The sequence below is a fragment of the Sphingomonas paucimobilis NBRC 13935 genome, from assembly GCF_000739895.2.
Classification (GTDB): domain Bacteria; phylum Pseudomonadota; class Alphaproteobacteria; order Sphingomonadales; family Sphingomonadaceae; genus Sphingomonas; species Sphingomonas paucimobilis.
The window spans coordinates 87,684-109,517 of sequence record NZ_BBJS01000014.1 but is presented as its reverse complement, the minus strand read 5'-3'; the positions used below and the strand labels follow the sequence as shown (position 1 = coordinate 109,517).

Annotated in this window: 22 protein-coding genes; 13 read left to right on the top strand and 9 right to left on the bottom strand. The window is 65.2% G+C overall.

Translation table 11 applies throughout. From position 1 onward, the window contains the following. Positions 1-21: 21 nt before the first annotated feature. From trpB to SP6_RS05120, 5 genes are all read left to right on the top strand, one after another. The gene (gene trpB, locus SP6_RS05140) at positions 22-1,254 is read left to right on the top strand and encodes a tryptophan synthase subunit beta (protein WP_007403436.1); all 1,233 of its coding nucleotides are present in this window, start codon (positions 22-24) and stop codon (positions 1,252-1,254) included. Continuing rightward, positions 1,251-2,063, top strand: a complete 813-nt coding sequence (trpA, locus tag SP6_RS05135) for a tryptophan synthase subunit alpha (RefSeq protein WP_007403570.1) — start codon at positions 1,251-1,253, stop codon at positions 2,061-2,063. Before trpB ends, trpA begins: the two co-directional genes overlap by 4 nt. After that, positions 2,060-2,914, top strand: coding sequence for an acetyl-CoA carboxylase, carboxyltransferase subunit beta (gene accD, locus SP6_RS05130; protein ID WP_007403603.1), 855 nt, complete (start codon positions 2,060-2,062; stop codon positions 2,912-2,914). The genes trpA and accD overlap by 4 nt, the downstream gene beginning before the upstream one ends. Before the next feature lie 85 nt (positions 2,915-2,999). Further along, a complete protein-coding gene (locus tag SP6_RS05125) occupies positions 3,000-4,319 on the top strand; it encodes a bifunctional folylpolyglutamate synthase/dihydrofolate synthase (RefSeq protein ID WP_007403234.1) in 1,320 nt (439 codons plus the stop codon). 92 nt (positions 4,320-4,411) lie between these two features. After that, a complete protein-coding gene (locus SP6_RS05120; protein WP_007403292.1) occupies positions 4,412-4,840 on the top strand; it encodes a DUF6628 family protein in 429 nt (142 codons plus the stop codon). Here SP6_RS05120 and SP6_RS05115 read toward each other — a convergent pair. Both SP6_RS05115 and SP6_RS05110 read right to left on the bottom strand, forming a co-directional pair. Next, positions 4,830-6,158, bottom strand: coding sequence for an AmpG family muropeptide MFS transporter (locus SP6_RS05115; RefSeq protein WP_007403467.1), 1,329 nt, complete (start codon positions 6,156-6,158; stop codon positions 4,830-4,832). The genes SP6_RS05120 and SP6_RS05115 overlap by 11 nt on opposite strands. Positions 6,159-6,224: 66 nt before the next feature. Continuing rightward, positions 6,225-6,656, bottom strand: coding sequence for a response regulator (locus tag SP6_RS05110; RefSeq protein WP_037567527.1), 432 nt, complete (start codon positions 6,654-6,656; stop codon positions 6,225-6,227). A gap of 109 nt (positions 6,657-6,765) precedes the next feature. On the opposite strand from SP6_RS05110, the gene SP6_RS21600 reads away from it, so the two are divergent. Both SP6_RS21600 and rsmD read left to right on the top strand, forming a co-directional pair. Then, positions 6,766-8,028, top strand: coding sequence for a pseudouridine synthase (locus SP6_RS21600; protein ID WP_007403577.1), 1,263 nt, complete (start codon positions 6,766-6,768; stop codon positions 8,026-8,028). After that, positions 8,028-8,564: a 16S rRNA (guanine(966)-N(2))-methyltransferase RsmD gene (rsmD, locus tag SP6_RS05100; RefSeq protein ID WP_007403592.1), complete on the top strand. Its 537-nt coding sequence runs from the start codon at positions 8,028-8,030 to the stop codon at positions 8,562-8,564. Before SP6_RS21600 ends, rsmD begins: the two co-directional genes overlap by 1 nt. Here the strand turns inward: rsmD and SP6_RS05095 are convergent. The 3 genes from SP6_RS05095 to SP6_RS05085 form a co-directional block, all read right to left on the bottom strand. Continuing rightward, a complete protein-coding gene (locus tag SP6_RS05095) occupies positions 8,555-9,829 on the bottom strand; it encodes an MFS transporter (RefSeq protein ID WP_007403622.1) in 1,275 nt (424 codons plus the stop codon). The genes rsmD and SP6_RS05095 overlap by 10 nt on opposite strands. Before the next feature lie 64 nt (positions 9,830-9,893). Next, positions 9,894-11,534, bottom strand: coding sequence for an inorganic phosphate transporter (locus SP6_RS05090; RefSeq protein WP_042468633.1), 1,641 nt, complete (start codon positions 11,532-11,534; stop codon positions 9,894-9,896). A gap of 122 nt (positions 11,535-11,656) precedes the next feature. Continuing rightward, on the bottom strand, positions 11,657-11,980 hold the full coding sequence (locus SP6_RS05085) for a UrcA family protein (RefSeq protein ID WP_007403434.1): 324 nt from the start codon (positions 11,978-11,980) through the stop codon (positions 11,657-11,659). A 213-nt stretch (positions 11,981-12,193) separates the two neighbouring features. Between SP6_RS05085 and SP6_RS05080 the strand changes: the two genes are divergently transcribed. After that, the gene (locus SP6_RS05080; protein ID WP_007403210.1) at positions 12,194-14,491 is read left to right on the top strand and encodes an ATP-dependent helicase; all 2,298 of its coding nucleotides are present in this window, start codon (positions 12,194-12,196) and stop codon (positions 14,489-14,491) included. A gap of 85 nt (positions 14,492-14,576) precedes the next feature. Beyond that, the gene (locus SP6_RS05075; RefSeq protein WP_007403524.1) at positions 14,577-15,158 is read left to right on the top strand and encodes a glycine zipper 2TM domain-containing protein; all 582 of its coding nucleotides are present in this window, start codon (positions 14,577-14,579) and stop codon (positions 15,156-15,158) included. A gap of 62 nt (positions 15,159-15,220) precedes the next feature. Here the strand turns inward: SP6_RS05075 and SP6_RS05070 are convergent, their stop codons facing one another. Continuing rightward, positions 15,221-15,580: a hypothetical protein gene (locus SP6_RS05070; RefSeq protein ID WP_007403305.1), complete on the bottom strand. Its 360-nt coding sequence runs from the start codon at positions 15,578-15,580 to the stop codon at positions 15,221-15,223. A 94-nt stretch (positions 15,581-15,674) separates the two neighbouring features. Next, positions 15,675-17,792: a prolyl oligopeptidase family serine peptidase gene (locus tag SP6_RS05065; protein ID WP_007403393.1), complete on the bottom strand. Its 2,118-nt coding sequence runs from the start codon at positions 17,790-17,792 to the stop codon at positions 15,675-15,677. A gap of 188 nt (positions 17,793-17,980) precedes the next feature. Here SP6_RS05065 and SP6_RS05060 point away from each other — a divergent pair, with 188 nt between their 5' ends. Further along, positions 17,981-18,805, top strand: a complete 825-nt coding sequence (locus tag SP6_RS05060; protein ID WP_007403623.1) for an alpha/beta fold hydrolase — start codon at positions 17,981-17,983, stop codon at positions 18,803-18,805. 58 nt (positions 18,806-18,863) lie between these two features. On the opposite strand, the gene SP6_RS05055 is transcribed toward SP6_RS05060, so the two are convergent. After that, positions 18,864-19,154, bottom strand: coding sequence for an FtsB family cell division protein (locus tag SP6_RS05055; RefSeq protein ID WP_007403566.1), 291 nt, complete (start codon positions 19,152-19,154; stop codon positions 18,864-18,866). A 56-nt stretch (positions 19,155-19,210) separates the two neighbouring features. Beyond that, complete coding sequence (eno, locus tag SP6_RS05050; protein ID WP_007403464.1) at positions 19,211-20,491, bottom strand: phosphopyruvate hydratase; 1,281 nt, start codon at positions 20,489-20,491, stop codon at positions 19,211-19,213. Positions 20,492-20,650: 159 nt separating this feature from the next. On the opposite strand from eno, the gene SP6_RS05045 reads away from it, so the two are divergent. Genes SP6_RS05045 through SP6_RS05035 form a run of 3 tightly spaced genes read left to right on the top strand, consistent with a single transcriptional unit; the run spans position 20,651 to position 21,797 of the window. Beyond that, entirely contained in the window at positions 20,651-21,202 is a 552-nt protein-coding gene (locus tag SP6_RS05045) for a hypothetical protein (protein ID WP_007403465.1), read from the top strand. A gap of 5 nt (positions 21,203-21,207) precedes the next feature. Then, a complete protein-coding gene (locus tag SP6_RS05040; protein ID WP_007403528.1) occupies positions 21,208-21,552 on the top strand; it encodes a phage holin family protein in 345 nt (114 codons plus the stop codon). Then, the gene (locus SP6_RS05035) at positions 21,549-21,797 is read left to right on the top strand and encodes a hypothetical protein (RefSeq protein WP_007403550.1); all 249 of its coding nucleotides are present in this window, start codon (positions 21,549-21,551) and stop codon (positions 21,795-21,797) included. The genes SP6_RS05040 and SP6_RS05035 overlap by 4 nt, the downstream gene beginning before the upstream one ends. Positions 21,798-21,834: the final 37 nt, after the last annotated feature.

The following is a 21,834-nucleotide window of genomic DNA, read 5'->3' as shown; positions in this document are numbered from 1 at the left end:
CCAACGCCCAAGGGAAGTGACATGAACGCCCCCAACTCCTTCCGCGCCCAGCCCGACGAGCGCGGCCATTTCGGTGATTATGGCGGCCGCTACGTCGCCGAGACGCTGATGCCGCTCATTCTCGACCTTGAGCGCGAATATCGCGCGGCGCAGGTCGATCCGGCGTTCAAGGCTGAGTTCGACGGGCTGATGACCCATTATGTCGGACGCCCGAGCCCGATGTATTTCGCCGAGCGGATGACCGAAATGCTTCGCCAGAATGCGCCGGAGGGCAAGGGTCCCAAGGTGTATTTCAAGCGCGAGGAACTGAACCACACCGGTGCGCACAAGATCAACAACTGCATCGGCCAGATCCTGCTGGCCAAGCGGATGGGCAAGACGCGGATCATCGCCGAGACGGGCGCCGGCCAGCATGGCGTGGCAACCGCGACGGTGGCGGCGCGCTTCGGCCTGCCCTGCACCATCTTCATGGGCGCGCGCGATATCGAGCGTCAGGCGCCCAACGTGTTCCGCATGAAGCTGCTCGGCGCCGAAGTCCGTTCGGTGACGTCGGGTGCGCAGACGCTGAAGGATGCGATGAACGAGGCGCTGCGCGACTGGGTCGCGAACGTCCACGACACCTTCTACATCATCGGCACCGCTGCCGGGCCGCATCCCTATCCGGAGATGGTGCGCGATTTCCAGTCGGTGATCGGCACCGAATCGCGCGCGCAGCTGCTGGAGGCCGAGGGTCGCCTGCCCGATCTGCTCGTGGCGGCGGTCGGCGGCGGATCGAACGCGATCGGTCTGTTCCACCCCTTCCTCGACGATCCCGATGTCCAGATGCTGGGCATCGAGGCGGCGGGCCATGGCCTGTCGACCACCCAGCACGCCGCCAGCCTCACCGGTGGCAAGCCGGGCATCCTGCACGGCAACAAGACCTATCTGCTGCAAGATGAGGACGGCCAGATCACCGAGGCGCATTCGATCTCGGCGGGCCTCGACTATCCCGGTATCGGCCCCGAACATAGCTGGCTGAACGACACCGGCCGGGTTGTCTATGAGGGCATCACCGATACCGAGGCGCTCGACGCCTTCCAGTTGTGCAGCAAGATCGAGGGGATCATCCCCGCGCTGGAGAGCGCGCATGCGCTGGCCGGGCTGATCCGCCGCGCGCCGACGATGGAGCGCAATCAGATCGCGCTTGTCAACATCTCGGGCCGGGGGGACAAGGACATCTTCACCGTCGCCGACGCCATGGGAGTGAAGATGTGAGCCGCATTGCCGACAGTTTTGCGCAGTGCGCGCAGGCCGGTCGTGCGGCGCTCGTGACCTTCGTGACGGCGGGCGATCCGACTCCGAGCGCTACCGCCGCGATCCTCGACGCGCTGGTCGCGGGTGGCGCGGACGTGATCGAACTCGGAATGCCCTTCACCGATCCGATGGCCGATGGCCCTGCGATCCAGAAAGCCAATATCCGCAGCTTGGGCGCCGGCACCCGCACCACCGATGTGCTTTCGATCGCCAGCTCCTTCCGCGCGCGGCATCCGGACGTGCCGCTGGTCTTGATGGGCTATGCCAATCCGATGACGGTGCGCGGACCCGAATGGTTCGCCGCCGCCGCCGCCGAGGCGGGGGTCGATGGCGTGATCTGCGTCGACGTTCCTGCCGAAGAAGACGATGCGCTGGGCGTCGCGCTGCGTGACAAGGGCGTCGCCTCGATCCGGCTCGCCACGCCGACCAGCGATGCCGTGCGCCTGCCTACGATTTTGACGGGGGCCGACGGATTCCTCTATTATGTGTCGGTGGCGGGCATTACCGGCCAGCAGCAGGCCGCGCAATCCTCGATCGAGGATGCGGTCGCGCGGCTGAAGGCGGCGACGAATCTCCCGGTGGCAGTTGGTTTCGGCGTGCGTACGCCCGAACAGGCGGCGGCGATCGGCCGGGTGGCCGATGGCGTCGTGGTCGGCTCCGCCATTGTCGATCTGGTCGGCGAACATGGGGCCAATGCCCCCGCGCCCGTTCGCGCCTATATTGAAACTCTGTCGTCGGCGCTGGCCGATGCACGCAAGGAACTCGCATGAGCTGGCTTAACAGCGTCCGCAACGTCATTCCCTTCGTCGTCAAGAAGGAGACGCCCGACAATCTCTGGCACAAGTGCAAGGGATGCGGTCAGATGGTCTTCACCAAGGAGCTGGAAGACAATCTGAACGTCTGCCCGAAATGCGATCATCACGACCGCATCGGCCCCAAGGTGCGGTTCCGCCATCTGCTGGACGAGGGCAGTTGCTCCGAACTTCCCGCGCCAAAGGTGCCGGAAGATCCGTTAAAGTTCCGCGACTCCAAGCGCTATGCCGATCGCCTGAAGGCCGCCCGCGTCAACGCGGCCGAGACCGATGCCCTGGTCAACGCCCGTGGTACCATCCTGGGCCACAAAGTCGTGGTCGGCGTGCAGGACTTTGCCTTCATGGGCGGATCGATGGGCCTGGCGGTGGGCGAGGCATTCGTGCGCGGTGTCGAGGCAGCGATTGCGGACAAATGCCCCTATGTCATCTTCACCGCCTCGGGCGGCGCGCGGATGCAGGAGGGTATTCTCAGCCTGATGCAGATGCCGCGCACCACCGTCGCGATCCAGATGCTGCATGACGCGGGCCTGCCCTATATCGTCGTGCTGACCGATCCGACCTCGGGTGGCGTCATGGCGGCCTATGCGATGCTGGGCGATGTGCAGATCGCCGAGCCCAAGGCGACCTTGGCCTTTACCGGCCGCCGCGTGATCGAAAGCACGATCCGCGAAAAGTTGCCCGAGGATTTCCAGACCTCGGAATATTATCTCGACCACGGGATGCTCGACATGGTCGTGCATCGCCACGACCTGCGCGAGCGGCTGGCGACCGTGATCGGCTATCTGACGGCATCGCGTCAGGCGGCCTGAGCCGTCGCCTTTTTCCGTCGATCGCATTAGAGGGGCGGGCCGAGAGGCCCGCCTCTTTTCCGTCCAGCCCCGGAGAGTTCGGTAGATGCCCGATCATGCCCGTTCCCAAGACCCGGCCGTTCAGGCGCAACTCGATCGTCTCTGGTCGCTATCGCCGGGCGCCGATGTGCTGGGGCTGGAGCGGATCACGCAACTGCTCGCCCGGCTGGGCGATCCGCAGAACGATATGCCGCCCGTCTTTCACGTGGCCGGCACCAACGGCAAGGGATCGACCTGCGCCTTTCTCCGCGCCGCAATCGAGGCGGCCGGCCATGACGTCCATGTCTATTCCAGCCCGCATCTCGTTCGCTTCAACGAGCGCATCCGTATTGCCGGGCGCCTGATCGACGACGCGGCGCTGGCCGCGATACTCGACGAGGTGCTGAACCATGCTGAGGGGCTGGGCGCGAGCTTTTTCGAGGTGACGACGGCTGCGGCCTTCCTGGCCTTCGCGCGCAATCCGGCGGCGGCCACCATTATCGAGGTCGGGCTGGGCGGCCGATTGGATGCCACCAACATCCTGCGCGCTCCCGCCATTTGCGGGATCGCCGCGCTCGGAATCGACCATGAAGCGTTTCTCGGGCGTAGCCTGACCGGTATCGCGCGGGAAAAGGCGGGCATTGCCAAGCTGGGCGTGCCGCTGGTCACGATGGACTATGCCCGCCCCTTGCGGGAGGCGATCGCGCGGGCCGCCGATGCCGCAGGCGCACCCATCTTCGCACGGGGACAAGCATGGCACAGTGAAACGCGCGGCGGCCGTGTGGTCTATCGGGACGAACGCGGGACGTTGGAGCTTCCCCGCCCCGGCCTTGTCGGCGCGCATCAATCCCGCAATCTGGCACTCGCGGTTGCGATGATCCGGCATCAGTCGGTGCTGTCCATTCCGGATGAAGCCCTCCAAGTCGCCGCGCATCATGCCCATTGGCCTGCACGGATGCAGGCCTTGGGAGACGGGCCGCTGACCCGTTATCTGCCGGCGGGCAGCCAGTGCTGGCTGGACGGCGCCCATAATCCTTCGGCGGCCGTTCCCGTGGCCCGAACGATGGCGCATTGGCGGGAGGAAGGCCCTTCGGCGCTGGTCCTGGGCATGCTCGCCAACAAGGAAGCCGCGCCCGTCCTGAGCCGGCTGGGGGCGATGGTCGATCTGGTGGTCACCCTGCCCGTCCCTCATCATGCCTGCCACGCGCCGGAGGAACTGGCCGAGCAGGCGCGCGGCTTGGGATATCGGGCCGTCGCGGCGCAGGGACCAAGCGACGCCCTTGCCCGGATCGCGGCGCATTTCGGCCAACCGGCCAAGGTGCTGATCGCCGGCTCGCTCTACCTTGCCGGCCAAGTGCTGGAAGAGAATGACGAATTGCCGCAGTGATGCGACGAGATGCACTTCCATCGCCCATTATTTGCGATTGACTATCAATAGCGTGTGTTTAGCATGAGCGGGGTAATCACGGAGTCCCGCCGATGGCCGAAACGACCACCCTCGCCACTGCCCTGCCGCACGTTCTGCCGGCCTGCCCCCATGCACGGATCGCGCTGTTCGCCATTCGGCGAATGGGGGCGCATGGGCTGGCTGACGCGCGCGCGGCGCATACCCTATTTACGGTGTTCGGGCAGGATTTCCGGCGTCCATTGATCCTGATGCGAACGTTGATGGCCGATCTGGCGTCGCATGCCTCGGGCCAGATCGCGATCGCGCCCTGCTGCTGCGCGCGCATGACGGTGGCGGAGGCGGCGCTGATGACGATCCTCGCGCAGATGGAGATGGCGCCGGGCAAGGCGCATTTCCTGATGAGCGACCTGCTCGGCGTCCGGCGGGTGGATGGCGTACTGGCGAGCGCCGCGGCGGTCAGCGCGGCGTTCGCGGACGAAGGGCGTCCGATCAGCTTTTGATCGGATCGCCACTCCGGGCGTCGCCCTCACCAGCGATGCCCGCGCTCCCGATCGAGCGGTCGACCAGCCCCGACCGCGCCATCCACCAGAACAGGATGACACCCGGCATCGCCACCACGGTGGTCAGCAAATAGAAGTCGACATAGCCGAAACGTTCGACCAGCGCGCCCGCCGTCGTGCCGCTCAGGATGCGGCCCACCACGCTCGCGGCGGCCGAAATCATCGCATATTGCGCAGCGGTGAAGCGCAGGTCGGTCAGGGCGGAGAAATAGGCGACCACCGTCACGCCACCGATGCCGCTGGCGAAATTTTCGAACCCGATGGCGCCGGCCATCCCCAGATTGGAATGGCCCGCCCCCGCCAGCCCGGCAAAGGACAGGTTCGATACCGCCATCAGGATCAGGCTGATCATGACCGAGCGTTTCATGCCAAGCCGTGCATAGAGCACACCGCCGACGAAGACCCCGACCAGCAGCGCCCAGAAGCCGACGCCGACATCGTAAAGCGCGATCTCGTCCTTGCTGAATCCCAGATCATTGAAGAGCAGCCGGAAGGTCAGGTTTGCGAGCGTATCGCCGATCTTGTGCACCAGAATGAAGGCCAGCACGATCACGGCACCTTGGCGGCGGAAGAACTCGGCAAAGGGGCCAACGATCGCGCGAACCACGCCTTCGGTCGGGCGCTTGGCGGTGATCTCGCTGTGGCGTGCGGGTTCGCCCATGATGAAGGCGGTCAGCACGGCCGGCAAGGCAAAGGCGCAACTTACCAGATAAGCGACGCTCCAGCCGGCGCGGGTCGCGATCACCAGCGAGAGCGAGGCCACCAGTGCCGATCCGATCCGCCAGCCATATTGGCCCATGCCGGCGCCGACACCCAATTGCCGTGGCTCGAGCAATTCGATGCGATAGGCGTCGATGACGATGTCGAAGGTCGCTCCCGCCACGCCCAGCGCGATCGCCGCCAGGGCGGTTTGCGCCAAAGATATGCGAGGATCGGACAGGCCGAGGCCAGCGGCCGCCAGACAGACGATGACCGCGATCACCAGCAGCCAGGATACACGCTGCCCAAACCGATGGAGGAGCGGAATCTTCACCCCCTCCACGATCCAGGCCCAGAGCCATTTGAAATTATAGGCCAGGATGACGAGCGCGAAGGCGGTAACGCTCTTCTTCTCAATCCCCGCTTCCGCCAACCGGCTGGACAGCGTGGCGTTGATCATGGTCAGCGGAAAGGCCGATGATATGCCCAGGGCGAGCGAGGCGAGCGGTGCCGGCTCGATATAGGGCCGAACGCCATCAACCCACCGACCACTCGCCATATTCCGACCCACTCCGACGCAAAGACGCGACCGTAAAGGCCTTCGTCCCCAGGAGCAACGTCGCGATCAGGCGCCGGCGAACAAGCGAAAGCCGGATGGGAGGCGACCGGGCGCCTTGCCGGTGCGCTTTTCTTCAATGACCGCGATCGCGCCGAGCAGGTCGCGCGGACCATAGGGCTTCATCAGCACCCCTTCGGCCAGACCGTCCGCTTCGGGCGGCAAGGTGCCCGTCAGGAACAGCACCGGAATGTCCCGACTGCGCGCAGCACGCGCCACGTCCAACCCGCTGCCATCCGCCAGGCGGACATCGGCAAGGACAAGGTCGATCGCCTCGCCCCCCTCAATCAGCGCCACCGCCTTGCTGACCCGGTCGACCGTCGCGACCACCTCGAATTCCGCGTCGGTAAGGACGTGCTCCGTGTCGAACGCGACCAACGGTTCGTCTTCGACCACCAACAGCTTGACCAGCCGCCGCTTCTTTCGCCCGAAGAGTCTCATTCTGTTCCCGGTCCGTCCTGCCCACCTGCTATAAGCGGGTAACGCTTCGTCGCGACGAAACGATGCAATTATTTTCCTTTGGCCCCCACCCTATGTATCAGGGCCCGATATGACATCAGAACATCGTATCGCGAAGCTGTTGGCAAGAGCGGGCGTCGCCTCGCGCCGGGAAGTGGAGCGCATGATTGCCGAGGGGCGGATCGCGCTGAACGGCACGACCATCGACACGCCCGCCACGCTGCTCAGCTCGCTCGACGGGGTCACCGTCGACGGTAATCCCGTCGACGCGCCCGAGCCCACGCGCCTCTTCCTGTACAACAAGCCCAACGGGCTGCTGGTCACCGAACGCGATCCCAAAGGCCGACCGACCATCTATGATCGCCTGCCCGAGGGATTGCCGCGACTGATGCCGGTCGGGCGGCTCGATCTCAATACCGAGGGGCTGTTGCTGCTGACCACCGATGGCGGGTTCAAGCGCCAGTTGGAACTGCCCGCGACCGGTGTCGAGCGCACCTATCGCGCGCGGGCCTATGGCGACATCACCCAGGCGCAGCTTGAAGAGCTGATCCACGGCATCGAGATCGATGGCATCCGCTATGGCCAGATCGACGCCAATCTGGAGCGGCGGACGGGCGCCAATGTCTGGATCGAGCTGACGCTGCGCGAGGGCAAGAACCGCGAAGTTCGCCGCGTACTCGAATATCTGGGGCTTCAGGTCAGCCGACTGATCCGGTTGCGCTATGGCCCCTTCGTGCTTGGCGATCTGCCGGTGGGCGAGATCGGCGAGGTGAAGGGCGCGGCGATCGTTGAGTTCCGCAAGACGTTGCTCGGCGGTATCCCTGCGGATGCTGTCCGGCCCAGCCCGCGAGCGGGTTTTCGCACGCCACCGACACGTGCCAAGACCGATCGTCCGGATCGCCCCGCCGCGCAGGACCGGCGGCCGAGCGATGGCCGTGATCGTCCGCAATCCGATGCGAAACGGCGAGCGGCCGGTCCAGGTGGTGATCGGCAAAGGCCCGCTGCCCCGCGCACCGCGCGGTCTACCGACCGTGGGGAACGCCCCTCTGCCGATGCCCAATTCCGGCCAAGCGGCGGCGAACGGTCCAGACCGACCGGAAAGCGCGCCCCCCGGTCTGGCGACCGGAGCGAACGCCCAGCGACCGAAGCAAAATTCCGATCGGGCGTTGGCGAACGCTCCAAGCCAGAGGGCAAGCGTCCCCCCCGTCCCGGTCGGCCGGATGGCGCACCATCGGCTCGCAGCGGTCGTCCGGCTCCCGGAGGCCGTGGCGGACGCCCGGGTCCGGCTCCCGGAGGCCGTGGCGGACGCCCGGGCGGGGGTTCGCGTCCCGGCCGCCCGGGAGGGCAGCGCTGATGCGGGTGATCGCCGGAACATGGCGCGGTCGTCCACTGGTGGCTCCCAAGGGTGACGTGACCCGTCCAACGGCGGATCGCACGCGCGAAGCCCTGTTTTCGATGCTGGCGGCACGGCTGGGCGATTTCGAGGGGCTGGCAGTCGGCGATTTCTTCGCGGGCTCGGGGGCGTTGGGGATCGAGGCCTTGTCGCGCGGTGCGGGCTCTTGCCTGTTCGTCGAGCAGGATCGCAATGCGCTCGACGCGCTGCGTGCCAATCTGGAGAAGCTGGGCGCCAAGGGCGATGTCCGCGCGACGTCGGTAATGGCGCTGGGGCCGGCTCGCCAGCCGCTTGACGTCGTCCTGATGGACCCGCCCTACGGAACCGGCGCGGGCAGTGTGGCGCTCGACAAGCTGGCGCGGCTCGGCTGGATAGGTGCTGGTAGTTGGATCAGCATCGAAACCGCCAAGCAGGAAGAGGTGTCGGTCGCTGGCTTCGTCGTCGACACCTCCCGCGTGCACGGCAAGGCACGGCTGACCCTGTTGCGTCAGGGCTGAGCCACGCTCCGCCCGCGCATCAGCGCCAGTCCGGCCAAACTCAGCAACCCGGCGGCCACCAGATAGCCGCCGACCCAGTTCAACCCGCCGCGCTCGGTCAAGGCCTGCGCGGCGATGGGGGCAAGTGCGCCGCCGATGATACCGCCCAGGTTGAAGGTCATCGACACGCCGGTATAGCGCACTCCCGCAGGGAACAGCGCCGGTAGCCAGCCACCCAATGGCCCATAGGCGAAGCCCATCACGAACAGCGCCCCCGCCAGCCAGACAAAGACGATGCCGAGCGACCCCGATCCCAGCATCGGTCCCATGACCAGACCGACCAGCACGCATCCCGTAAAGCCCAGCGCCAGCATGGTGGGCGCCCCGCGTCGATCGGCCATGACGCTCGACACGATGACGCCCAGCGCGAGGAACAGGATCGCGATGAGCTGCACGCCCAGAAACGCCTCGCGCGGATAGCCGAGCGCGCTGGTGCCATATCCCAGCGCGAAGGCGGTCGCGAGGTAGAAGATCGCGAAGCAGGCGATGACCCCGCCGGTACCGGCCAGCAGCGCACGACCGTGACCGGTCAACAGCGTCGCGATCGGCACCCGCGGCAAGGCTTCAGCCTGTTTGGCCGCGGCGAAATCAGGCGTCTCGGTCAGGCGAAGACGGACCCAGAGCCCGAGCAGCACCAGCACCGAACTCGCCAGGAACGGAAGGCGCCAGCCCCAAGCGCGGAATTGCGCGTCGGTCAATACCAGGCCCAGGACCAGGAAAAAGCCATTGGCCAGGATGAAGCCGACCGGCGCACCCAGCGGCGGGAACATGCCCCAGGTATTGCGGCGTCCCGGCGGGGCATTCTCGACCGCCAGCAGCGCGGCACCACCCCATTCGCCACCCAGGCCCAGTCCCTGCCCCAGTCGCGCGAGGCACAGGAGCAGCGGCGCGATCCAGCCCGTCTGCGCATAGGTCGGCAGAAAGGCGATCGCGACGGTCGAGCCGCCCATCAGCATCAGGCTGGCAACCAGCGTCGACTTGCGGCCGACCCGGTCCCCGAAATGCCCGAAGGCGACCGCGCCGACGGGGCGCGCGACAAAGGCCAGGCCGAAGCTCGCATAGGACAGCAGCAACTGCGCGGTGGGTGAAGACGCCGGGAAGAAAAGCGGTCCGAACACCAGCGCCGCCGCCGTCGCATAGATATAGAAATCATAGAACTCGACCGCCGTGCCGGTCAGGCTGGCGAGGAGGATATGGCGATGCGACGGGGCGGAGGCATGGGTCATGCCGGTGCTGGTGCAGAACCGGACCGCCGCCGTAAACCCCTATCTCTCAATCCGGCCGGCGGATTTAGCCCGCCAGCACCCGAGTCAGCCCCAGCAGCAGCCAATAGAGCAACCCCGACAGCAGCATCGCGATCGGCAAGGTCAAGATCCAGGCGAGTGCCATGTTGCGGATGGTCCGCCGTTGCAGCCCCGCGCCATTGGCGACTGACGCGCCCGCGACACCCGATGACAGGATATGGGTGGTCGAAACCGGCGCCCCGAAATGTTCGGCGAGAAGGATCGTCGAAGCCGCCATCAATTCCGCCGATGCGCCCATGCCATAGGTCAGATGGGTCTTACCGATCCGCTCGCCCACCGTCACCACGATCCGACGCCACCCGACCATCGTGCCCAGCCCCAGCGCCAGCGCGACCGTCACCTTCACCCATAGCGGGATATAGCGCGTACCCCGCTCCAAGGCACCGGTGTAGGAACCCAGCGAGTCGATTTCAGCCGCGGTGAAGCGGCTCTTCGCGCCCTCTTCCTTCACTACCATCCGCGTGGTGTCGAGGACGAGGTACATGTCGTTGCGCATATTGGGCACGACGGCGGCCGGCACGCGGCTGAACGTGCCGTAATTCTCGATCCGATCGCCAATGTCGCGCGACAGGACCGACAGACCTTCATACACGTCCGGCGTGTCGATCGTTTTCGTCCGCAGCCCCTGGGTCACGACATCACGCGCTCGCTCCGTCGGCATGGCGAAGCCGGTGCCATGCGCCGCATAGGCGGCGGAGGCCGTCTGCGCGCTCTGGACGAAGGCCGGCATCGCGCTTTCCGGCAAGGTGCGGTTGAGCGCATAAGCGGTGGGCGCGCAGCCGATCAGGATCAGCATGATCAGGCCCATGCCCTTCTGCCCGTCATTGCCGCCATGCGCGAAGCTGACCGCGGTGCAAGTGAAGATCAGCAGCGCGCGGATGCCGCGCGGCGGCGGCGCACTGCCCTCGGGTTCGCGGTAGAGCCGCTCGTCCTTCAGGAAGCGCTTCATGATCAGCATCAGCATCAGGGCGCCGATAAAGCCGACCACCGGGCTGAAGAGCAGCGCCGACAGCACCTTCTTCACCTGCACCATATCGACCCCGGACACGCCCGAAGCACCTGACAGCAACTGGTTGGCGAGGCCGACGCCCAGGATCGAGCCGATCAGCGCATGGCTCGACGAATTGGGCAGGCCCACCGCCCAGGTCGCCAAGTTCCACAGGACCGCCGCCAGCAGCAGCGCAAAGATCATCGCGAAACCGCCGGCGGACCCGACATGCAGCATCAGGTCGATCGGCAGCAGCGTGATGATCGAATAGGCGACCGCGCCGCTCGACAGTAGAACGCCCAGAAAGTTGAAAAAGCCCGACCAGACGACCGCCAGCGGGGCCGGCATCGAATGGGTATAGATGACAGTGGCGACCGCATTGGCGGTATCGTGGAAGCCGTTCACGAACTCGAAACCCAGCGCGATCAGCAGCGCGAGCCCCAGAAAGGCGAAGACTCCCATCGCCATCGGCTCGCCGACATTCGCAGTGTCGGTGGCGATGCTATAGCCGGCATAGGCCAGCCCGCCGACCAGCAAGGCGGTAAAAATCCAACGTCCGGAAGGATGAAGACCCGCATCGAGCCTCGGTCCACGAACGCGGGATTCGGATTCCCCGCCGGCGAGCGCATATGGTGTCATGATGGGTCCTCGTTGCGCCCTGGACGTGACATTTTGATGACGCAGGTTAGGGACGCCACCCCAGCGTTAACCAAGACTGGGGCGGCCTGCGTGGTGCCGCCGTCCCATATCCCGGGTCCTGATCAGCGCGCGCTGGCCAGCGCCACGGGCGCGGCCGAAAGGGCTGCGATCTTGACCACGCTGTCGGCGCGCATCTCGGCACGGCAGCGGGCTATGTCACCGTTGATCCGCAGATCACGGGTCATCGGACCGCATGCGATGGCGGCTGCGTGGCGGATACGGGCATCCAGCTTGGCACGCTGCTCGGGCTGGCGCAGATCGAGATCGGCGTGGTGGACGGAGACGGTGACGGCCTCACGCATTTCGGCCTGCGCCGGGACAGCGGAGCCGAGGAAAGCAGGCACGAAAACGGACGCCGCGAGAGCGGCGGACATGAACTTGGTCATCGGAAACCTCCTGCAACGGATCATGCCTGTCACGGCGACATGGGCCTGTCGCAACAGCCCCGCCGCTCGTCGGCACGCCGGCCCGATAGCTCCCTCGCAAGTCGGTTTCGCGACGGCTGCGCGACAATGGCGTGACGAGTCCCAAGCTGGGGCAATGAGCGGCAGCGACAACCGGTGGTTGCCCCGGCCGCAAACGTTCCCTAACTGTTCGCGATGACCGCCGTGACTCCTGACATTCCTGCGAATCTCGCTGATTATCCCTATCTGCGCACGCTGAACCCGGCGCAGCGCGAGGCGGTATTGACCACCGATGGCCCGGTGTTGGTGCTGGCCGGGGCCGGTACGGGTAAGACGGCCGCCCTGACCGCGCGGCTGGCGCACCTGCTTTACACGCGCAAGGCTTGGCCGTCTGAGATCCTGTCGGTCACCTTCACCAACAAGGCGGCGCGGGAAATGCGCGAGCGTGTCGGCCGGCTGGTCGGTGACGCGGTCGAGGGAATGCCATGGCTCGGCACCTTCCACGCGATCGGCGCCAAGATGCTGCGCCGGCATGCCGAACTGGTCGGGCTGCAATCCAACTTCACCATCCTCGATACCGACGACCAACTCCGCCTACTCAAGCAATTGATCGTCGCGGCGGATATCGACGAAAAGCGTTTTCCCGCCCGCGCGCTCGGCGGATTGATCGATGAGTGGAAGAATAAGGGGCTTGTCCCCGCCGATATCGATGCCGGGGAAGCGGAACGGTACGCCAATGGCCGGGGCGCGGAGCTCTATCGTCAATATCAGGAGCGGTTGCGCAGCGTGAACGCCTGCGACTTCGGCGACCTGCTGCTTCACATGCTGACCATCCTGAAGACGCATCGCGACGTGCTGGAACATTATCAGCAGCGCTTCCGCTACATCATGGTTGACGAGTATCAGGACACCAACAGCGTCCAGTATCTCTGGCTGCGCTTGCTGGCGCAGGCACGCAAGAACATCGCCTGTGTCGGCGACGACGACCAGTCCATCTATTCCTGGCGGGGTGCGCAGGTGGAAAATATCCTGCGTTTCGAGCGGGATTTTCCGGGCGCCAAGGTCATTCGGCTGGAACAAAATTACCGCTCCACCCCGCATATCCTGGGCGCGGCGTCGGGCGTGATCGCCAATAATGGCGGCCGGCTGGGCAAGACGCTTTGGACCGAACTCGACGTGGGGGAGAAGGTCCGGGTGCTCGGCGTCTGGGACGGCCCCGAGGAAGCGCGGCGCGTGGGCGAGGAGATCGAGGCGGCGCGGCGCTCGGGCACATCCTATGGCGACATCGCCATCCTCGTCCGCGCGCAACACCAGACGCGCGAGTTCGAAGACCGCTTCATCGCCATAGGATTGCCCTATCGGATCGTCGGGGGCTTTCGCTTCTATGAGCGCGCCGAAATCCGCGACGCGCTCGCCTACCTTCGCGTGGTCAACCAGCCGTCGGACGATCTGGCCTTTGAGCGGATCGTCAACGTGCCCAAGCGAGGCCTCGGCGACAAGGCGCTGGCCAAGATCCATCAACTGGCCCGCGCCGATGGGCTGCCATTGACGCTGGCGGCGGCGCGCATCCTCGATACCGATGAACTGACCCCGCAGGCACGGCGGAGCCTAGGCAATCTGATCGGCGACATCGCCCGCTGGCGCGACATGGCGCGCGATCTCCCCCATGCCGAACTGGCGCGGCAGATGCTGGACGAAAGCGGCTATACCGCGATGTATCAGGCCGAGAAATCGGCCGAAGCTGCGGGGCGCCTGGAGAACCTCACCGAACTCGTCCGGGCGATGGAGGATTATGAGTCGCTCGGCGCTTTCCTGGAGCATGTTTCGCTCGTCATGGACCGGGACGGCGATCAGCGCGAACCCGAGGTAACGATCATGACGATCCACGCCGCCAAGGGGCTGGAGTTCGACACCGTCTTCCTTGCCGGCTGGGAAGAAGGCCTGTTCCCTTCGCAGCGCGCGATAGACGAGGGCGGCACGCGCAGCCTGGAAGAGGAGCGGCGCCTGGCCTATGTCGCGATCACCCGCGCGCGGCGAAAGGCGATCATCCTTCACGCCGCCAATCGCCGCATCTATGGCCAATGGACCTCGAGCCTGCCAAGCCGTTTTGTCGGTGAATTGCCGCCCGAGCATATCGATAGCGAGACGAGCATGACGGGCGGTGAGAGCCTGTGGCGTGCCAACTGGTCCGAACATGCCGATCCCTTCGCCAATGTTGCGCGCGGCACCGGGCGGGGTCCGGGCTGGCAGCGGGCGGCGGCCGGGCAGAATGGGCTGCCGGTGCGGCCTGCGCGCATCGTCGAGTCGCGTGCGCCTTCGGTGGGGCTGGGGCAGAAGGGGCGTGACGATCTGGGAGTGGGAGACCGCGTCTTCCACCAGAAGTTCGGTTACGGCACGATCGCCGCGATCGAGGGCAACAAGCTGGAGATCGATTTCGAGCAGGCGGGGCGTAAGCGGGTGATGGACAGTTTCGTGACCAAGAGCGTCGGCTGACCAGCCAGCGTCGTTCAGGAACCATATCGATTCGTGGCCGTATCGGTCGGATGGCCCGATCGTCCGGGCGCTGGAGAAACAATCGATGGGCTTTCGTCGCCTGGCCATCGCCGCAATCGCCACGGCCGTTACCGTAACCGCCATTCCCGCCACGGCGCAGACCGCCGCCGATGATGCGCGTTTCCGAGCGGCGCAGGCGCGCTTTGACCGGGAATATCAAATCTACCGGCAGGAAGTGGACCGGTATCAGGCGGAACGTGGCCGGGGCTATTCAGACCGGGGACCGGACTATGACGATGGCTATCGCCCCTCCCCGCCCCCGCTTAGTGCCGGCCCAGGCGGCTACCGTGTCGCACCCCCAGTGCCGGCGGACGGCTATGGCCCTGACAACCAGCCTTATTATGATCCGGTCGGCGATTACCGCGACGGCCCGCAATATCGCGAGCGGGTGCTTCAGCCGCAGGACCGCGTCTATGCCGGGACGGATGGCCGCTATTATTGCCGGCGGTCGGACGGCACGACCGGTTTGATTATTGGCGGTGCGGCCGGTGGCGTGCTGGGCAATCTGGTCGGTGGTCGCAGCAGCACGATCGCGACCCTATTGGGTGCGGCCGGCGGGGCGCTGGCCGGGCGTTCGATCGAACAGAATCAGGTACGCTGTCGCTGAACATAATGGGCGGGGCCATCGCTGGCCCCGTCCCTATAGCAGAAGGTGCGAGCTTCGATCCCTCAGGCGGGTTCGACCATCATCAATGCCACATTCTGATATTTCTCGGCGTCGCGCTCGAAAAGGCTGCTGAGCGTGAACCGGCGTGGGGTCAGCCTTAGCGCGCCCAGACCCGCCAGCTTGAAGGTCCCCATCTTCTCTTCGCGCGGCGGCTTGCCGTCACGCTCGACGGTGGTCGCGTCGACGTAAAGCTCGTCGTGGCGAGTGTAGATCACATGGGGCGCCAGCACCACTTCGCCGCGATTATACATAGCGGAAACGGCCTGCATCTTCACGATGGCCTCGAAGATGATGGCGGGAGCGCCCGCCGCCGGCTCAGCCGGACGGCGCTCGGTCGTCGACATATCGGTCATGCCCTGCATTTGCCCATCATACCGCAACGCAGCAAGAACAATATCGCCGCAAAGCGCAATGGTGAAAATGCCGGGTGCAGTGGGCCGCACCCGGCAGCGACGTTCAGCGCGTGGGCGAGTCCATCAGTTTCTGGGCGAAATACACCATCTGCTGCGCATTCAGCCTTGCGCCTTGAGCAATGTCGGCATCGCCCGAATGGCCGCCCGCCGTATCCTCATAGAAGAGGTACGGGATGCCATATTCCGCCAGACGCGCGGCGAACTTGCGCGCATGCTGCGGCCCGACGCGGTCGTCCTTCGTCGTCGTCCAGATATAAGGCTCGGGATAGGCGACACCTTTTCGGATATTCGCATAAGGCGAAATCCTACGCAGGAAGGCGGCCTCTTCGGGCACATCGATCGAGCCATATTCATCCTTCCACGAGTCGCCCGCCGCAATCTTCTGGTACCGGACCATGTCGAGCAACGGCACCTGGATGGTGACGGCCTTCCACAGCTCCGGATGCTGGGTCAGTTCGACGCCCATCAACAGGCCGCCATTGGAGCCGCCATAGATGCCCAGCTTCTGCGGATTGGTGATGTGCCGCGCGAACAGATCCTTCGCGACCGAGGCGAAGTCGTCATAGATGATCTGCCGCTTGGTCTTGCGGCCGGCATCATGCCATTTCGGGCCGAACTCGCCGCCGCCCCGGATATTGGCGAGCACGAACGCCCCGCCCCGCTCGGTCCAGATCTTGCCAGTCGAACCGAGATAATAGGGCAGGCGCGCAATCTCGAACCCGCCATAGGCGGTCATCAGCGTCGGTGTGGTGCCATCCAACTTCGCGCCCTTGGGCACCACGACGAAGTAGGGAATTTTGGTCCCGTCGGTCGAGGTCGCCTCATATTGATGGACGGTGCTCCCGGCCGCATCGAAGCGGGCCGGCAGCGTCTTCAGCACGTGCGGCGCGGCAGGACGGCTGGCGTCCAGGCGCGACAAGACCGTCGGGGTCGTGAAACCCGATGTGGACAGATAGACGATATCCGAGCGATCGCTGGTGCTGACTACATCGACCGCCATATTATCGGGCACCTGCACCGCGGAGGCCGACCAGCCATTGGCGGTCGGCTCAAACACGCTCACGCGTCCCCGGACATTGTCGATATAGGTGACGACGACGCGATCCTTGGTCGTCGACACACCCTCGACCGCCTGGCGATCGGTCGGCGTGAACAGGGTGCGCGGCGTGATCTGGCCGGCTTCCAGTTCCGACAGTGGCGCCCAGACGACCGAACCCGCCGGATGCTGGCCCCAGGCGTCGCTGGTCTGGAAGATCACACGGCCATCGACCATCCCGGAGGCGAAGGCCCGTGCCGGCATGGCGATGGGTTTGGCCCCGCCCGTCGGGGTCCAGAACAGCTTGCTGCCACCGAAGAAAGTCTGACGGCGCTCGATCACGACGGCGCGGTTGCCCTTCGCATCGGTCAGGACGCCGGCATAGGTACCGAGTTCGTCGGTCGGCGCACCGCGGAAAACCTCGGTCGCCTGTGCCAGCGGCTGGCCCCGCTTCACCATCTTCACGACGAAGGGGTAGCTGGACTTGGTCAGCGTGCCCTCACCCCAGTCGCGGCTGACCAACAGCGTGTCCTTGTCCAGCCAGGCCGCCCCTTGTTTGGAGGTCGGCAGGCGGAAGCCATTGGGTACGAAGGCCCCCGTCTCCATGTCGAATTCGCGATACTCGATCGCGTCCTCGCCCCCCTCCGACAACGCGATCAGGCAGAGCCGGTCCTCAGGGCTCAGGCAGGTCAGCCCCTTCCACACCCATTTCTTGCCCTCGGCCTTGCTCAGCGCGTCAAGGTCGAGCAGCGTCGTCCAGCGAGGATTGGCGGAGGCATAGTCGGCCTCGCTCGTCCAGCGCCAGATGCCTTGCGGATGATCGGCATCACGCCAGAAATTGACGATGCGGCCGTAAAGCTGACCCGGCATCGGAATGCGGTCCTTGGCCGAAGCGATCGCCAGGGCCTCCTGATAGAAGGTCTGGTAGCGCGGATCATTCTGCAGCCGAGGCAACGTCTTGGCATTCTCCGCCTCGACCCAGGCGAGCGCCTTCGCGCCATCTTTGTCCTCCAGCCAGATATAGGGGTCATTCTCGGTCACTGCATTCACCTGGGCCATTGCCGTCCCTGCCATTAGCTGGCCGGCCAGGATCGACCCCGCCAGCATCAACCGCCATCCCCGCATTTGATAGAGCTCCCATGAACCTTGGATGCGGCGAATGTGACTTCATCACGCGCGGCTGGCAATGCGCCACTCAGCCTTATTGTCGTTATGGTTTGAAGCCATCGCTGTGCAGCCGGCACACAAACGGAACGGTGCGCCAACCGGCCCGTTCAGGCTGCTCCTCTCACGACATGTTCAGGAGCCGCGTCATGCCTTATCTGAAAACGCGCGACGGTACCGATATCTACGTCAAGGACTGGGGCGAAGGGCGTCCCGTCGTTCTGCTGCACGGCTGGCCGCTGTCGGCCGATATGTGGGACGCGCAGATGATGGCGCTGGCGGAGGCCGGTTTCCGTGCCATCGCTTATGACCGGCGCGGTTTCGGACGCTCGGGACAGCCCTGGTCGGGCTATGACTATGACACGCTCGCCGACGATCTGGCCGATGTGCTGGAGACGACGGGCGCGCAGGAAGCGGCCATCATCGGCTTTTCGATGGGCGGCGGCGAGGTCGCGCGTTACATGAGCCGGCACGATGGCAAGGGCGTGATCGCCGCCGGCCTGATCGCCTCGGTCGTACCCTATATGGCCAAGACCCCGGACAATCCCGATGGCACCGAACAGTCGGTGTTCGATCAGATCACGCAAGGGTTGAAAGACGATCGCGCGCATTTCCTGCGCCACACCTTCTTCAAGCAGTTCTTCGGTGTCGGCTACATCTCTAGCCCGGTCAGCGACGAGGTGCTCGACTGGGCGACGAATGTCGCGATGCAGGCCGGGCTCAAGCCGACCCTCGCCTGTGCGGAGTCGTTCAGCCAGACCGACTTCCGTCCCGACCTGCCCGCATTCCGCGTGCCGACGCTGGTCATCCATGGCACCGGCGACCAGACCGTGCCGATCGACGCCGCGGGCCGGGCGGCGGCGGCCGGCATCGCTCAGTCGCAGTTGGTCGAATATGACGGCGCGCCGCACGGGCTTAACGTGACCCATGGCGATCGCCTGACCAGCGATATCCTGACCTTCCTGGGTCGCTGATACGAAAAAGGGGCGGCCTTCCACCGGGAAAGCCGCCCCTTTCAATGCATTGACGCCATTACTTCAACGGGACGATCACTTCGTCCGGATGTGCGACATTGAGCTCCTTGCGCACCATCTCGTCGACCATGTCCGGATTGGCATGATCGGGATCGAGCAAGGCCACCCGGTTTTTCAAGATGGTCCGCCGCTTGTCGAGCAACACATAGTCATGCTCGCGCTTCACCAACTGGCGTTGATATTCGCCATAAGCGAGCAGGCCGTTGCGCCCCAGCACCGCATAGGCGCCGAAGAACGCAACGATCGTCAATCCCAGGGCGGGCAACGCGGCCCGCCGCATGGTGCGCATGAAAGGCGACGGTTTTTTGGTCACGGAACCCATCTTCGTACCGACGCCCTTCAATTTCAAGCGCGGATGAGAATATCGCGGCCGGCATAGCGTGCCGAGTCACCCAGTTCTTCCTCGATGCGGATCAGCTGGTTGTACTTGGCAAGCCGGTCCGAGCGCGCCAGGCTGCCCGTCTTGATCTGGCCGCAGTTGGTGGCGACCGCCAGATCGGCGATGGTGGCGTCCTCGGTCTCGCCCGAACGATGCGACATGACGGCGGTGTAGCGCGAACGCTGTGCCAGCGACACGGCCTCCAGCGTCTCGGTCAGCGTGCCGATCTGGTTGACCTTCACCAGCAGCGAGTTGGCATAGCCGCCCTCGATGCCCTTCTTCAGGCGCTTCGGGTTGGTGACGAACAGATCGTCGCCGACCAGCTGCACCTTGTCGCCGATTAGGTCGGTCAGCGCCTTCCAACCCTCCCAGTCGTCTTCGGCCATGCCGTCCTCGATCGACAGGATCGGATATTGGCGGGTCAGGTTGGCGAGATACTCGGCCATCTCCTGGCTCGACAGGATCTTGCCCTCGCCCGAGATGTTATACTTGCCGTCCTTGAAGAACTCGGTCGCGGCGCAGTCGAGCGCGATCATGACGTCGCCGCCCGGCTTGTATCCGGCCTTCTCGACCGAGGCCATGATGAAGTCTAGCGCTTCGGTGGTCGAGGCGATGTTGGGGGCGAAGCCGCCCTCGTCGCCCACGCCGGTCGCCAGGCCCTTTTCGTGCAGCGCCTTCTTCAGCGTGTGGAAGATTTCCGAGCCGCAGCGGACCGCTTCCATGATGTTCGCCGCACCGACCGGCATGATCATGAATTCCTGGAAATCGATCGGGTTGTCGGCATGTTCGCCGCCATTGATGATGTTCATCATCGGCACCGGCAGCAGATGCGCCGAGACGCCCCCGACATATTTATAGAGCGGCAGGCCGCGCGCTTCGGCCGCCGCCTTCGCCGCCGCCAAGCTGACGCCCAGGATCGCGTTGGCGCCCAGGCGGCCCTTATTCTCGGTGCCGTCCAGCTCGATCATGGCGCGGTCGAGATCGGCCTGGTCCTCGGCATCCATGCCCAGGATCGCATCGGTAATCTCGTCATTGACCGCCTCGACCGCCGCCTCGACGCCCTTGCCCATCCAGCGGCTCTTGTCGCCATCGCGCTTCTCGACCGCCTCATGCGCGCCGGTCGACGCGCCCGAGGGCACGGCGGCACGGCCGAAGCTGCCGTCTTCGAGCAGCACGTCGACTTCGACGGTGGGGTTGCCCCGGCTGTCCAGGATTTGACGCGCGTGGATGTCGATGATTGCGGTCACGTAATGATGCTCCTACATCAGCCTGAAGGTCTCGGGCGGCCTCTATCGCGTGAGTGCGTGAAGGGCAATTGCGGGAAAAGCATGGAACCGTGCTTCCGTCGCCGGGGTTAAGAGGCGAACTGCCCGGTATGCCGGGCCAAGAACGAAAGGGATTTTCCCATGGCTGATATCGACAGCACGTTTCCGTCGCAGAACGACACCACCCCGAATTTGGGCGGCCAGACCAGCCTCGCACCTGAAGTCGCGGCTCCGACCGCCTCGTCGGGTCTGGGGAACAGCGCGGCCGAAACCGGCTCGAGCGAGACCAAAGCCTCTGGCCTTGCCGATGCCAAGCAGACGGTGAAGGATGGCGCCGGCAAATTTCAGCAGCAGGCGGTCGACAAGGTCTATGCGCTGGCTGGTGACGGCAAGGCGAAGGCCGGATCGGCGCTGGATCAGGTGGCACAGTTGCTCAACGACGCGGCGGGCCAGGTCGATGAGAAGCTGGGTCAGCAATATGGTCAATATGCCCGGTCGGCGGCAGAGGCGGTGACCTCCTTCTCCGGCTCGATCAAGGACAAGGATATCGAGGAGCTGCTGGACGACGCCCGTGCATTCGTCGCGAAGAGCCCGGCGGTGGCTGTCGGCATCGCGGCCGCTCTTGGCTTCGTGGTGGCGCGCGTCGTCCAGTCGGGTCTCGAGACCCGCGTATCGGACAATGCCGGAGCGTGACGCGCGTGGCCGCCCCCCTTTCGGGCCCCGCGACGGAGCCTGAGACGCTGACGTCGCTGGTCTCTCAGCTCGTTGACGACGGTCGTTCGTTCATCGCGGCTGAAATCGATCTGGCCAAGGCGCGGGCGACCGACAAGGTTTCCCGTTATCGCAGCGCGGCGACGTTCTTCGCGATCGCTGGTGTTCTGGCCTTGGCGGCCCTCATCGCGTTGCTCGTCGGGCTCATCATGGCGTTGACGCCGTTGGTCGGGCCCTTGGGCGCGACGTTGATCGTGGTCGGTGCCGTGCTGCTGATCGCCGGCGTCTTGGGCATGGTCGGCAAGTCGCGTCTTTCGGGAGGACAGGCATGACCGTCTCGGAAGCCGAAATTCGCGCGGCGGAAGCACGTGAGCGACTGAACCGAACCGCCGGCCGCATCCAGGCACGCCTTGAACCGCATGCGCTGGCTGCCCAGGCGAAAGAAGTCAGTCTCTCGGCCGCGAAATCGGGATTGGACAGCGCCAAGAACAATCCGGCGGCCGTGGCCGGCGGAGTGGCGGTTCTCGGGTTGTTGCTCAACCGTCGGCGGATTGCCCGCCTCTTCAAGCGCAAGTGATTTGGCCAACCGACCGGCACATCAAGGTCGGCAAAAG

Bases quoted from the DNA above. Each gene is read 5' to 3' on its own strand.
- trpB (WP_007403436.1), top strand. From the start codon at position 22: ATGAACGCCCCCAACTCCTTCCGCGCCCAGCCCGACGAGCGCGGCCAT.
- accD (WP_007403603.1), top strand. From the start codon at position 2,060: ATGAGCTGGCTTAACAGCGTCCGCAACGTCATTCCCTTCGTCGTCAAG.
- SP6_RS05125 (WP_007403234.1), top strand. From the start codon at position 3,000: ATGCCCGATCATGCCCGTTCCCAAGACCCGGCCGTTCAGGCGCAACTC.
- SP6_RS05120 (WP_007403292.1), top strand. From the start codon at position 4,412: ATGGCCGAAACGACCACCCTCGCCACTGCCCTGCCGCACGTTCTGCCG.
- SP6_RS05115 (WP_007403467.1), bottom strand. From the start codon at position 6,158: ATGGCGAGTGGTCGGTGGGTTGATGGCGTTCGGCCCTATATCGAGCCG.
- SP6_RS05110 (WP_037567527.1), bottom strand. From the start codon at position 6,656: ATGAGACTCTTCGGGCGAAAGAAGCGGCGGCTGGTCAAGCTGTTGGTG.
- SP6_RS21600 (WP_007403577.1), top strand. From the start codon at position 6,766: ATGACATCAGAACATCGTATCGCGAAGCTGTTGGCAAGAGCGGGCGTC.
- rsmD (WP_007403592.1), top strand. From the start codon at position 8,028: ATGCGGGTGATCGCCGGAACATGGCGCGGTCGTCCACTGGTGGCTCCC.
- SP6_RS05095 (WP_007403622.1), bottom strand. From the start codon at position 9,829: ATGACCCATGCCTCCGCCCCGTCGCATCGCCATATCCTCCTCGCCAGC.
- SP6_RS05090 (WP_042468633.1), bottom strand. From the start codon at position 11,534: ATGACACCATATGCGCTCGCCGGCGGGGAATCCGAATCCCGCGTTCGT.
- SP6_RS05085 (WP_007403434.1), bottom strand. From the start codon at position 11,980: ATGACCAAGTTCATGTCCGCCGCTCTCGCGGCGTCCGTTTTCGTGCCT.
- SP6_RS05080 (WP_007403210.1), top strand. From the start codon at position 12,194: ATGACCGCCGTGACTCCTGACATTCCTGCGAATCTCGCTGATTATCCC.
- SP6_RS05075 (WP_007403524.1), top strand. From the start codon at position 14,577: ATGGGCTTTCGTCGCCTGGCCATCGCCGCAATCGCCACGGCCGTTACC.
- SP6_RS05070 (WP_007403305.1), bottom strand. From the start codon at position 15,580: ATGCAGGGCATGACCGATATGTCGACGACCGAGCGCCGTCCGGCTGAG.
- SP6_RS05065 (WP_007403393.1), bottom strand. From the start codon at position 17,792: ATGCGGGGATGGCGGTTGATGCTGGCGGGGTCGATCCTGGCCGGCCAG.
- SP6_RS05060 (WP_007403623.1), top strand. From the start codon at position 17,981: ATGCCTTATCTGAAAACGCGCGACGGTACCGATATCTACGTCAAGGAC.
- SP6_RS05055 (WP_007403566.1), bottom strand. From the start codon at position 19,154: ATGCGCACCATGCGGCGGGCCGCGTTGCCCGCCCTGGGATTGACGATC.
- SP6_RS05045 (WP_007403465.1), top strand. From the start codon at position 20,651: ATGGCTGATATCGACAGCACGTTTCCGTCGCAGAACGACACCACCCCG.
- SP6_RS05035 (WP_007403550.1), top strand. From the start codon at position 21,549: ATGACCGTCTCGGAAGCCGAAATTCGCGCGGCGGAAGCACGTGAGCGA.